The organism is Pseudomonas sp. LBUM1648 (assembly GCF_059716145.1).
The window spans coordinates 5,993,718-6,005,717 of sequence record NZ_CP166808.1 but is presented as its reverse complement, the minus strand read 5'-3'; the positions used below and the strand labels follow the sequence as shown (position 1 = coordinate 6,005,717).

The 12,000-nt window shown below is 59.3% G+C and carries 8 protein-coding genes; 2 read left to right on the top strand and 6 right to left on the bottom strand.

The genetic code is table 11. The features are described 5' to 3' along the window. Positions 1 to 99: 99 nt before the first annotated feature. The 3 genes from betA to betI form a co-directional block, all read right to left on the bottom strand. A complete protein-coding gene (gene betA, locus ACA043_RS27270; protein ID WP_187679681.1) occupies positions 100 to 1,803 on the bottom strand; it encodes a choline dehydrogenase in 1,704 nt (567 codons plus the stop codon). A 189-nt stretch (positions 1,804 to 1,992) separates the two neighbouring features. Beyond that, the gene (gene betB / locus ACA043_RS27265; RefSeq protein WP_497658235.1) at positions 1,993 to 3,465 is read right to left on the bottom strand and encodes a betaine-aldehyde dehydrogenase; all 1,473 of its coding nucleotides are present in this window, start codon (positions 3,463 to 3,465) and stop codon (positions 1,993 to 1,995) included. 89 nt (positions 3,466 to 3,554) lie between these two features. After that, positions 3,555 to 4,148 carry a transcriptional regulator BetI gene (gene betI, locus ACA043_RS27260; protein WP_025108530.1) on the bottom strand — a complete coding sequence of 198 codons (594 nt, stop codon included), beginning with the start codon at positions 4,146 to 4,148 and terminating at the stop codon, positions 3,555 to 3,557. A 429-nt stretch (positions 4,149 to 4,577) separates the two neighbouring features. On the opposite strand from betI, the gene betT reads away from it, so the two are divergent. Further along, positions 4,578 to 6,575 carry a choline BCCT transporter BetT gene (gene betT, locus ACA043_RS27255; protein WP_401272212.1) on the top strand — a complete coding sequence of 666 codons (1,998 nt, stop codon included), beginning with the start codon at positions 4,578 to 4,580 and terminating at the stop codon, positions 6,573 to 6,575. 251 nt (positions 6,576 to 6,826) lie between these two features. Here the strand turns inward: betT and choV are convergent, their stop codons facing one another. From choV to ACA043_RS27240, 3 genes are all read right to left on the bottom strand, one after another. After that, complete coding sequence (gene choV / locus ACA043_RS27250) at positions 6,827 to 8,005, bottom strand: choline ABC transporter ATP-binding protein (RefSeq protein ID WP_016772804.1); 1,179 nt, start codon at positions 8,003 to 8,005, stop codon at positions 6,827 to 6,829. Then, positions 8,002 to 8,847: a choline ABC transporter permease subunit gene (gene choW, locus ACA043_RS27245; RefSeq protein ID WP_187679677.1), complete on the bottom strand. Its 846-nt coding sequence runs from the start codon at positions 8,845 to 8,847 to the stop codon at positions 8,002 to 8,004. The genes choV and choW overlap by 4 nt, the downstream gene beginning before the upstream one ends. A gap of 66 nt (positions 8,848 to 8,913) precedes the next feature. Then, entirely contained in the window at positions 8,914 to 9,861 is a 948-nt protein-coding gene (locus tag ACA043_RS27240) for a choline ABC transporter substrate-binding protein (protein WP_187679676.1), read from the bottom strand. Positions 9,862 to 10,297: 436 nt separating this feature from the next. Here ACA043_RS27240 and ACA043_RS27235 point away from each other — a divergent pair, with 436 nt between their 5' ends. Next, positions 10,298 to 11,674, top strand: a complete 1,377-nt coding sequence (locus tag ACA043_RS27235) for an L-serine ammonia-lyase (protein WP_187679675.1) — start codon at positions 10,298 to 10,300, stop codon at positions 11,672 to 11,674. Positions 11,675 to 12,000 lie beyond the last annotated feature (326 nt).

Here is a 12,000-nt window from a genome sequence, read left to right as displayed (position 1 = left end):
CTCCCACATTAAATCCTGAGCGCTCACACATTTTGTGTTCACTGGAGATCTACTGTGGGAGCGAGCCTGCTCGCGAAGGCCGCGCCTCGGTATTACGTCTTACTGAGCAACAGGCGTGATATCACGCATCGGTTTGCCCTTCACTGGCGCATCGCCCGCAACGTAGTAAGCAGCGGTGCTACGCGGCAGCGGCTGGCGGCCACGGATCTTGTCGGCGATTTTCTCGGCCATCATGATCGTCGGCGCGTTCAGGTTGCCGGTGGTGATGATCGGCATGATCGACGCATCGACCACACGCAGGCCTTGCATGCCGTGCACACGACCTTCGCCATCGACCACAGCCATCTCGTCGGTGCCCATCTTGCACGAGCAGGACGGGTGGAACGCGGTTTCGGCGTGCTCACGAATGAACTTGTCCAGCTGTTCATCAGTTTGCACGTCGATGCCCGGGCTGATTTCGCGGCCACGGAAGGCGTCCAGTGCAGGCTGTTGCATGATTTCACGGGTCAGGCGGATGCCGTCGCGGAATTCCTGCCAGTCCTGCTCGGTGGCCATGTAGTTGAACAGGATGCTCGGATGCTGACGCGGATCCTTGGATTTGACCTGGATGCGACCACGGCTTGGCGAGCGCATGGAACCCATGTGCGCCTGGAAACCGTGCTCTTTCACCCCGTTGCTGCCGTTGTAGTTAATCGCCACCGGCAGGAAGTGGTACTGGATGTTCGGCCATTCGAATTCCGGACGCGAACGGATGAAACCGCCGGCCTCGAACTGGTTGCTGGCGCCGATGCCGGTGCCGTTGAACAGCCATTCGGCACCGATGGCTGGCTGGTTGTACCAGAGCAGCGACGGGTACAGCGAAACCGGTTGGGTGCAAGCGTATTGCAGGTACAGCTCAAGGTGGTCCTGCAGGTTTTCACCAACGCCCGGCAGATCGTGGACGACTGGAATGTCGAGGCTTTCCAGCAGCTTCGCCGGGCCAACGCCGGAACGCTGCAGAACCTGCGGCGAAGCGATGGCGCCGGAGCACAGCAACACTTCTTTGCGCGCTTTGACTTCAACGCGTTCTTCAGCATCGCCGACCAGGTAGCGCACGCCGACCGCACGCTTGCCTTCGAACAGGATCTTGTCGGTCAGGGCGTGGGTGACGATGGTCAGAGTCGAACGCTTTTTAGCGGTGTCGAGGTAACCACGGGCGGTGGAAGCACGACGGCCATTCGGCGTCACGGTGCGGTCCATCGGGCCGAAACCTTCCTGCTGGTAACCGTTCAGGTCTTCGGTGCGCGGGTAGCCGGCTTGTACGCCAGCTTCAACCATGGCGTGGAACAGCGGGTTGTTACCCGCCTTCGGCGTGGTCACGCTGACCGGGCCTTCGCCACCGTGGTAGTCGTTCGGGCCGATGTCACGGGTTTCGGCTTTGCGGAAGTACGGCAGGCAGTCGAGGTACGACCAGTTTTCCAGGCCTGGCAGTTTCGCCCAACCGTCGTAGTCCATCGCGTTGCCGCGGATGTAGCACATGCCGTTGATCAGCGAGGAACCGCCGAGGCCTTTGCCGCGACCGCATTCCATCCGGCGACCGTCCATATGTGGCTCTGGATCGGTTTCGTAGGCCCAATTGTAGCGACGGCCTTGCAGCGGGAACGCCAGGGCGGCCGGCATTTGCGTGCGGAAGTCTAAACGGTAGTCCGGGCCGCCTGCTTCGAGCAGCAGAACGGTGACGCCTTCGTCTTCAGTCAGACGGGTCGCCAGGGTGTTACCGGCCGAGCCGGCACCGATGATGATGTAATCGAATTCTTGGGACATTGAATGCACCCTCTTTGAAGTTGGTCAGGTCAAGATCGCCGGGACCCTGCAAAGCCTGTGGTGAGGGGATTTATCCCCGATGGGCTGCGCAGCAGTCCTGAAATCAGCGATTGAGATCTATCTGGAGAACTGCAGGGTCTGGAAGGGGGCTGCTTCGCAGCCCATCGGGGATAAATCCCCTCGCCACAATCAGAACACCGAGACGTAATCGCCCAGCTCGACCTGTACCGATTTGATGCGAGTGAAGTTGTTCAGCGAGCTGATGCCGTTCTCACGGCCAACGCCCGACTGCTTGTAACCGCCCACCGGCATTTTTGCGTCGGACTCGCCCCAGGCGTTGATCCAGCAGATGCCGGCTTCCAGTTGATGAATCACGCGGTGAGCGCGGTTCAGGTCTTTGGTGACGATACCGGCGGCCAAGCCGAAGTCGGTGTCGTTGGCGCGGCGGATCACTTCTTCTTCGGTTTCGTAGGAGAGGATCGCCATGACCGGGCCAAAGATTTCTTCACGGACGATGGTCATGTCGTCGGTGCAATCGGTGAACACGGTCGGAGCAACGAATGCGCCTTTGGCGAATTCGCCGTCGGTCAGACGCTCGCCGCCACACAGGACGCGGGCACCTTCTTCTTTACCCTTGGCGATGTAACCCAGCACGCTTTCCATGTGCGGGAAGCTGACCAGTGGGCCGAAGTTGGTGTTTTCGTCTTCCGGGTTGCCGACGCGGATGCGTGCAACGCGCTCAACGATCTTGGCTTCGAAAGCAGCTTTCAGGTGGCCAGGCACGAATACGCGAGTGCCGTTGGTGCAGACCTGACCGGAGCTGTAGAAGTTGGCCATCATCGCGGTGTCGGCAGCGCGATCGAGGTCGGCGTCGTCGAAGATGATCAGCGGGGATTTGCCGCCCAGTTCCATGGTCACGTCTTTGAGCGACGAAGCCGAAGCGCTGGCCATTACTTTCTTGCCGGTGTCGGTGCCGCCAGTGAACGAGATCTTCTCGATGCGCGGGTGCTCGGTCAGCCAGGTGCCGACTTCACGGCCGCTGCCGGTCAGCACGTTGAACACGCCATTCGGTACGCCGGCTTCGGTGTAGATCTCGGCCAGTTTCAGGGTGGTCAGCGAGGTGACTTCGCTTGGCTTGAAGATCATCGCGTTACCGGCCGCCAGGGCTGGAGCGGATTTCCACAGCGCGATCTGGATCGGGTAGTTCCACGCGCCGATACCGGCAACCACGCCCAGCGGCTCGCGACGGGTGTAGACGAAAGCGGTGTCACGCAGCGGGATCTGCTCGCCTTCGATGGCGGGTACCAGGCCTGCGTAGTATTCCAGCACGTCAGCGCCGGTGACGATGTCGACGTACTTGGTTTCGGAGAAGGCTTTACCGGTGTCCAGAGTTTCCAGAGCAGCCAGTTCATCGTTGCGCTCGCGCAGGATGTCGACGGCGCGACGCAGGATGCGCGAACGCTCCATGGCGGTCATCGCGGCCCAGATTTTCTGGCCCTTTTCGGCGCTGACCACAGCACGCTCGACGTCTTCCTTGGTCGCACGTTGCACTTTGGCGAGGACTTCACCGTTCGCCGGGTTGATGGCTTCGAAGGTGGCATCGCTGCCAGCGTCGGAGTACGCGCCATCGATGTAGAGTTTTTGCAGTTCGAAACGGGCCATAGTGTCCTCGCAAGTGCATTAGTGGTTGGCGTTGACCACCGCGATGACGCTGCGGTGGCGGTTCAGGGGCCGAGCGTTTTCTCTGTGCTCTAGCTCACCTGCTTGGCCAATTGGAAATCCATGTATTCGTAAGCGATCTGTTGCGCCTGCGCCGTGTCGAAAGCGTCTCCCGACAGTGCGCCGCGCAACCACAAACCGTCGATGAGGGCTGCGAGACCCCGGGCGGCGCTGCGCGCATCTTCGAGCGGCAACACGCGGCGGAACTCGCAGCACAGGTTGGAATACAGACGGTGATCGTTGATCCGCTGCAACCTGTGCAAAGACGGCTGGTGCATGCTGGTGGCCCAGAAGGCCAGCCAGGTTTTCATTGCCGGGCCATTGACCTGGCTGGCGTCGAAGTTGCCTTCGATGATCACCTGCAGATGCGCCCGTGGGCTGCTGTCTGCCAGCGCCTGACGGCGCGCGGTGACGTTCTCGCTGAGGACATTCATCAGATACCGCATCGTGGCGGCAATCAGGCCGTTCTTGTCCTGAAAGTAATGACTGATGATGCCATTCGAGACACCGGCCAAACGGGCGATCAGCGCAATGCTGGCGTCCCCCATTCCGACCTGATCGACCGCTTGCAACGTGGCTTCGATCAGTTGTTGGCGGCGGATGGGTTGCATACCGACCTTGGGCATCTTGCACATCTCCTTAGGCCTTCCGACGGGCGATGAACGCTTATCGGATTGAGGGCCAGTCTATTTTGTTTTGATTGAACGTTCAATCAACAAAGAATAAGATCTGCGACAAATCGTCGCTGCCTACAGATATTTCCTACACGTAAGTGGCGATAAAACCGACATCCGAAAATGCTTGAAACCTGCGTGGGGCATGGCGCGGTTCGCTGTTCGATGGACGTGTTGAATGGGCAAGACGCTCAGGGCCAGGTTTCGGATGAACGTCCGCACTGCTTTGGCCACGAAAGCGATTCGCAGCGCCATTTCGGCAGGTTCGGGCTTTTTTCGGGGTGTCTTTATATCACCCGCCGGTCGGCTGCCAACTAACCGATTGGTCGGGTTCCGTGTTGCCTTGTGTTCTTCTCTCGCACTGCCTGGAGCATTTGTGCCATGAGTTCTGCCTCGCTTATAAAGACCCCGCCCGAGAAGGTGACGGTCAACGGTTGGGTGTTTTACACCTCTACCGCGCTGATTCTGTTGTTGACCGCCATTCTGATCATCGCCCCGCAAGAGGCCGGCAGATTGTTGGGTATCGCTCAGGCCTGGTTGTCGCGCAGCTTCGGCTGGTACTACATGGTGGTGATCGCCGCTTACCTGGTGTTTGTGGTGGGCCTGGCGTTTTCCTCCTACGGCAAACTCAAACTGGGCAGCAAGGACGACACCCCGGATTTCAGTTACGGCGCCTGGGCGGGGATGCTGTTCTCGTCGGGTATCGGTATTTCGCTGCTGTACTTCGGCGCATCCGAGCCACTGGATCACTACTTCAATCCGCCGGAAGGCGCATCGGCCACCAACATGGCCGCGCGTCAGGCGGTGCAACTGACGTTCCTGCACTGGGGCCTGCACGGCTGGGCAATCTACGCACTGGTCGGTCTGGCTGTTGCTTACTTTGCCTATCGTCATAACCAGCCGCTGGCCCTGCGTTCGGCGCTGTATCCGCTGGTGGGCGAGCGTTGGGTCAAAGGCGCGGCCGGTCACGCTGTAGACGGCTTCGGCATGTTCGTGACCCTGCTGGGTCTGGTGACCAACCTGGGGATCGGCTCGCTGCAAGTGTCCTCGGGCCTGGAAAACCTGTTCGGCATGGAACACAGCAACACCAATTTGCTGATCGTGATCATCGTGATGAGCACCGTAGCGACCATCGCTGCCGTGTCCGGTGTGGAAAACGGCATCCGTCGTCTGTCCAACCTGAACATCGTGCTGTTCAGCGGTCTGCTGATTTTCGTTCTGCTGTTTGGCCCGACGCTGCACCTGCTCAACGGCTTCGTACAGAACATCGGCGATTACCTCAACGGCATCGTCCTGAAAACGTTCGACCTTTATGTGTACGAAGGCAGTGGCGAGAAATCCGAGCGCTGGATGGGCCTGTGGACTCTGTTTTACTGGGCGTGGTGGATTTCCTGGGCACCATTCGTAGGCATGTTCATCGCGCGTATTTCCCGTGGTCGTACCGTGCGTGAACTGGTCGCCGGCGTGCTGCTGATTCCGCTGGGCTTCACCTTGGCCTGGCTGTCGATCTTTGGTAACTCGGCACTCGATCTGGTGATGAATCAGGGGGCGGTTGAGTTGGGCAAGACGGCGCTGGAACAGCCGTCGATGGCGATCTATCAGTTGCTTGAGCACTACCCGGCGTCGAAAGTCGTCATCGGTGTGTCGATCTTTGTCGGTTTCGTGCTGTTCCTGACCCCGGCCGACTCCGGCGCGGTGATGATGGCGAATCTGTCGTGCAAGGGCGGCAACGTCGACGAAGATGCGCCGCACTGGCTGCGGATTTTCTGGTCGGCGGTGATCACCCTGGTGACCATCGGTCTGCTGTTCGCCGGTAACTTCGAAGCCATGCAAACCATGGTGGTGCTGGCCGGTCTGCCGTTCTCGGTGGTGTTGGTGTTCTTCATGTTTGGCCTGCACAAGGCGATGCGTCAGGACGTGCAGATCGAACAGGAGCAAGCGCAACTGGCTGAGCGCGGTCGTCGTGGTTTCAGCGAGCGTTTGACGCAACTGGATCTGCAACCGAGCCAATCGGTGGTGCAGCGTTTCATGGACAAACAGGTCAGCCCGGCGCTGGAAGATGCGGCTGCGCAAATGCGTGCGCAGGGTCTGGAAGTGCAAACGTTGTTGGGTAAATCCAAACGTTGCATGGGCGTGCGCATCGAGATGGAAGAGGGCAACCCTTTCGTTTACGAAGTGAGCCTGGATGGCTATCTGGCGACCCCGACTGAATCGATCGAGTCTGAAGAGGCGCGTCAGCGTTTCTATCGCGCCGAGGTGTATCTGCACAACGGCAGTCAGGATTACGACCTGATGGGCTTCACGCAGGATCAGATCACGCGGGATGTGCTCGATCAGTTTGAAAGCCATCGGCAGCTCCTTGGCCGGGTGTACAGCTAACGCCTGAGGTCGGCGGTGTGGTGAGTACACCGCCGAACTATTGTGGCGAGGGGATTTATCCCCGATGGGGCGCGAAGCGGCCCCAAGTCGTCAACCGCGGTCATCCAGAACAACCGCGTTTGACGGTTTCAGGACTGCTCCGCAGCCCATCGGGGATAAATCCCCTCACCACAGGTTCTCTGTTTGCAGCTGAATATATGCACTAACAAAAACGCCGCGATCCTCTCGCGGCGTTTTTGTGTGTGGGGTGTTTAGCCCAGGTTCTTGCCCAGCAACGCGTGATACAACTCGCTGTCGCCCAGAATCCCCACCACATGATTGTTATCGTGCAGCACCAGTTTGTTGCCGGTCTGATAACGAATCTGCAATGCATCACGCATGCCGATATTCGAATCCACCAGCGTCGGCTTGCGCTCCAGCCCTTCTACCGCTTGCCCCGGTGCCCAGTTCTGCAGGTTCAGCACCGAACCGTTCTGCCGTGCACCCTTGATGGTGTTGCCTTCCGCCAGATCCAGCCACGAGTCGCCGCCCGGATCGAGGCATACCGAACCGTTGATGCGTTTGCACTTGTCCAGCGTGCGCATCAGGCTGCGACCGCAGAGCACGTTGAGCGGATTGGTGTGCGCCACGAATGTACGCACATAGTCATCCGCCGGGTTCAGCACGATCTCTTCCGGCACGCTGTACTGGATGATCCGGCCGTCCTTCATGATCGCGATGCGGCTGCCGAGTTTCAGCGCCTCGTCGAGGTCGTGGCTCACAAACACGATGGTCTTGCTCAGCTTGCGTTGCAGTTCCAGCAGTTCGTCTTGCAGACCCTGACGGATCAACGGGTCGAGCGCCGAGAACGGTTCGTCCATCAACAGAATATCGGCGTCCATCGCCAGCGCACGGGCCAGGCCCACGCGTTGCTGCATGCCGCCGGAGAGTTCGTCAGGCTTCTTGTTGCGCCATTGGGTCAGGCCCACCAGTTCGAGTTTTTCATCGACCAGTTTCTTGCGTTCCTTCTCCGGTCGACCCTGCATTTCCAGACCGAAGCTGATGTTCTCGCGCACGGTCAGCCACGGCATCAGAGCGAACTTCTGGAACACCATGGCGATGCGTTTGGTACGCATCATTTTCAGTTCTGCCGGGGTGCAGGAAGCGATGTCGATCTGACGGTTCTCATGCTCGACGAACAGCTTGCCGCGACTCACGGTGTTGAGACCGTTGATGCAGCGCAACAGGCTCGACTTGCCGGAACCGGACAAGCCCATCAGTACGCAGATTTCGCCTTTGTTGATGTCCAGCGTGGCTTTTTCCACGCCGACAATTTGCCCGGTCTTTTTCAGAATCTCGTTACGGGTCATGCCCTGATCCAGCAGCTTGAGTGCCTCGCGTGGATCCTTGGAGAAGATTACGTCGACGTCTTCGAAGCGAATTATGCTCATGCGTCACCCCCTACTTTAGCGTCGGGTTGTTTGCAGATACGGTCGAGCATGATCGCCAGCAGTACGATCGCCAGGCCTGCTTCGAAGCCCAGGGCGATATCAGCAGTGTTCAGTGCGTTGACCACCGGTTTGCCGAGTCCGTCGGCGCCCACCAGTGCCGCGATCACCACCATCGACAGCGACAGCATGATGCACTGGGTGATGCCGGCCGCGATGCTCGGCATGGCGTGAGGCAGTTCGATCCGTGAGAGCAATTGGCGACGCGAGCAGCCGAAGGCCTTGCCGGCGTCCATCAGTTCTTGTGGGACATCGCGGATGCCCAGGTAGGTCAGGCGGATCGGCGCAGCGATGGCGAACACCACCGTGGAGATCAGGCCTGGCACCACACCCAGCCCGAAGAGGGTCAGGGTAGGAATGAGGTAAACGAAGGTCGGTACGGTCTGCATCAGATCGAGTACCGGACGCATCACTGTGTAGAACATCGGTTTGTGCGCGGCGACGATGCCCAACGGCACGCCGATGACCACGCAGACCAGGGTCGCGAACATGACCTGGGCGAGGGTTTCCATGGTTTCCTGCCAGTAGCCCAGATTGAGGATCAGCAGAAAGGACGCAATCACAAAAACAGTCAGCCCCCATTTGCGCTGGATGAAATGGGCGAGGAGGGCAATGAGGCCGATCAAGACGAAAGGGTTGAACCAGGTGAGCGCAAACGTCACGCCGTGGATCATCGTTTCCAGCGTCACGGCGATGGCGTCGAAGGTGTTGGCGCCGTGTTGCGTCAACCATTCAACGAAGCCCGCGATGTACTGGCCTAAAGGTATTTTCTGATCAATCAGCATGGTAGTGAACGTCCGCATGCAAGGAAATAAACAGCCCGGACGGCCGGAGCCGTCCGGCATAAGCGATTACTGAGCAATCTTGGCTTTCACGGCCTCCAGGCCAGGTTTACCGTCAATGGTGGTCACGCCAGCGAGCCAGGTATCGAGCACTTGTGGATTCTTTTTCAGCCAGGCCTTGGCGGCTGCGTCAGGCTTCATCTTGTCGTCGAGGATGTTGCCCATCAGTTCACTTTCCATGTCGACGGTGAACTCCAGGTTCTTCAGCAACTGGCCGACGTTGCTGCACTCGGTGGCGTAGCCCTTGCGGGTGTTGGTCGCCACAGTTGCGGCACCGAAATCCGGGCCGAAGAATTCGTCACCACCGGTCAGGTACTGGATCTTGAAGCGCTTGTTCATCGGGTGCGGCGCCCAGCCGAGGAACACCACTTCGGTGCCACGCCGAGAAGCACGGTCAACCTGCGAGAGCATGCCCGCTTCGGAGGATTCGACGACTTTGAAACCGGCGGTTTTCAGGCCGAAGGCGTCCTTGTCGATCATGCTCTGGATCAGACGGTTGCCGTCGTTGCCAGGCTCGATGCCGTAGATCTTGCCGTCGAGCTCTTTCTTGAATTTGGCGATGTCGGCGAAGTCATGCAGACCTTTGTCGTACAGGGCTTGCGGCACGGCGAGCGTGTACTTGGCGCCCGTGAGGTTGGTGCGCACGGTTTCCACGGTGCCGGCTTCGCGGTAGGCCTTGATGTCGTTTTCCATGGTCGGCATCCAGTTGCCGAGGAACACGTCCATGTTCTTGCCGTCGGCCAGCGACTTGTAGGTCACCGGCACGGAGATCATGGTGGTCTTGGTCTTGTAGCCGAGGGCGTTGAGAACAACGGAGGTGGTTGCGGTGGTGGCGGTGATGTCGGTCCAGCCGACATCGGAGAAGTTAACGGTACTGCACTGCGCCGGTTCTGCGGCTTGAGCCAGTAACGGCAGACTCAGCATGGCGGCCAACAACAACGACGGGGAACCTTTCATGGATGGACTCCTTGGTGTTTTTTTTGGCAGTGTTCCGACTGTGGACCACCGCACTTATAGGTTGCGGTTGGATGGCGTTCTGGAGACAGCTCTACCACGGCGCCTTGCAATCGAGTCATAACGATCATGTACCAGTGAAAATCTGACGCCTACAGGGGGCGTCGTATCCAGTACAGGGATGGTCGCATCCAGTGTCAGTGACGTCGTTTACAGCTTTTTTCAGCCCCGTTTGGCCATCTGAACCGCATAAAAACGGCGAAAACCGGGGACGAAAGCGCTACGGCGTTAGTGGGCATGAGTGCGTCGGTGTCAGACGCCGTGCGACCCGACAAAAGCCTGATGATGCCGGCATTCCGGCGGATCGCAGCTTGAGCGTAGCAGCTCCGCCAGTGGGCGCTTCACGCCCCGGACCGGCATCCTCAGGAGCTCTGCAGCAATGGCTATCAGCGTTTTCGACCTGTTCAAAATCGGCATCGGCCCTTCCAGTTCTCACACCGTCGGGCCGATGCGCGCCGCGGCATTGTTTGTCGAGACTCTGCGCAGCAAGCATCAGTTGGAACAGGTGCGCCGGGTAGAAGTGCAGTTGTTCGGTTCACTGTCGGCCACCGGCATCGGTCACGGCAGCGACAACGCAGTGATCATGGGCCTGATGGGCGAGTGGCCGGACGCAATCGACCCGTCGCAGATCGGCCCGCGCATCCAGGCCTTGCGCGAAACTCACACCCTGCTCTTGGATGGTCGCCTGTCGGTACCGTTTGTCTGGGCTCGCGACATGCGCCTGATTGACGAAAACCTGCCATTCCACCCCAACGCCATGACCCTGGTTGCCGAAGGCGATCACGGTGAACTGCATCGCGACACCTACTATTCAGTCGGCGGCGGGTTTGTGGTGGATGAAGCGCAGGCGTCCAGCGGTGTGGTCGATCTGGATCGCACCGAGTTGCCTTATGACTTTTCCAGCGCCGTCGAGCTGCTGGAACTGTGCAAAAAGAACAACCTGCGCGTCGCCGAATTGATGATGGCCAACGAAAAGGTCTGGCGCAGTGAAGAAGAGATACGCGCTGGGCTGATGACGCTGTGGCGGGCGATGCAGGATTGCGTCGAGCAGGGCCTGAAACACGAGGGCATTCTGCCCGGTGGTTTGAATGTGCGGCGGCGCGCAGCGAAGTTGCATCGCAGTCTGCAAGAGTTGAACAAGCCCAATGTGATCGGCTCGACCCTGAGTGCGATGGAGTGGGTCAACCTGTTTGCCCTTGCCGTCAACGAAGAGAACGCCGCCGGCGGGCGCATGGTTACGGCGCCGACCAATGGAGCGGCGGGGATCATCCCGGCGGTGTTGCACTACTTTATGAAGTTCAGCGAAGCGGTGACTGACGCCAACGTGGTCGATTACTTGCTGGGCGCGGCGGCGGTGGGGATTCTGTGCAAGAAGAATGCTTCGATCTCCGGCGCCGAAGTCGGTTGTCAGGGCGAGGTCGGCTCAGCCTGCGCGATGGCGGCGGCGGGGCTGGCGGAGATTCTTGGCGCCACGCCCGAGCAATTATGCAACGCAGCGGAAATCGGCCTGGAACATAACCTTGGCCTGACCTGCGATCCGGTGGGCGGGCTGGTGCAAGTGCCGTGCATCGAGCGCAACGCGATTGCGGCGGTGAAAGCGATCAATGCGGCGCAGATGGCCTTGCGCGGGGATGGTCAGCATTTCATCTCGCTCGATAGAGTGATCCGCACCATGCGTGATACCGGCGCCGACATGCATGACAAATATAAAGAGACGTCGCGGGGTGGGTTGGCGGTGAGCGCAGTTGAGTGCTGAAACAGAGGTGTCCTGTGGCGAGGGGATTTATCCCCGATGGACTGCGAAGCAGCCCCAAATCCTGAAATCAAGTTCTGCCTGACACACCTTGGTGAATGGATTTACGGCCGCTACGCAGCCGGTCGGGGATAAATCCCCTCACCACAGGGATCCATGTTTGATTTGAAATTGCTGCAGGGCCTGGACCAGTCAAAACTGCTCGGTAAGTGAACACACATAACCGCAAGCGCCACCTTTTAGCGCGTCGCAATCAGATAAGAGTATTTCCCAGTTCCATCACCTGATTCGCCCCTCCTACCGTCCGTCACCCGTGCCTTGGGTGACAC

Coding starts and splice junctions, on each gene's coding strand:
- betA (WP_187679681.1), bottom strand. CDS start 1,803: ATGTCCCAAGAATTCGATTACATCATCATCGGTGCCGGCTCGGCCGGT.
- betB (WP_497658235.1), bottom strand. CDS start 3,465: ATGGCCCGTTTCGAACTGCAAAAACTCTACATCGATGGCGCGTACTCC.
- betI (WP_025108530.1), bottom strand. CDS start 4,148: ATGCCCAAGGTCGGTATGCAACCCATCCGCCGCCAACAACTGATCGAA.
- betT (WP_401272212.1), top strand. CDS start 4,578: ATGAGTTCTGCCTCGCTTATAAAGACCCCGCCCGAGAAGGTGACGGTC.
- choV (WP_016772804.1), bottom strand. CDS start 8,005: ATGAGCATAATTCGCTTCGAAGACGTCGACGTAATCTTCTCCAAGGAT.
- choW (WP_187679677.1), bottom strand. CDS start 8,847: ATGCTGATTGATCAGAAAATACCTTTAGGCCAGTACATCGCGGGCTTC.
- ACA043_RS27240 (WP_187679676.1), bottom strand. CDS start 9,861: ATGAAAGGTTCCCCGTCGTTGTTGTTGGCCGCCATGCTGAGTCTGCCG.
- ACA043_RS27235 (WP_187679675.1), top strand. CDS start 10,298: ATGGCTATCAGCGTTTTCGACCTGTTCAAAATCGGCATCGGCCCTTCC.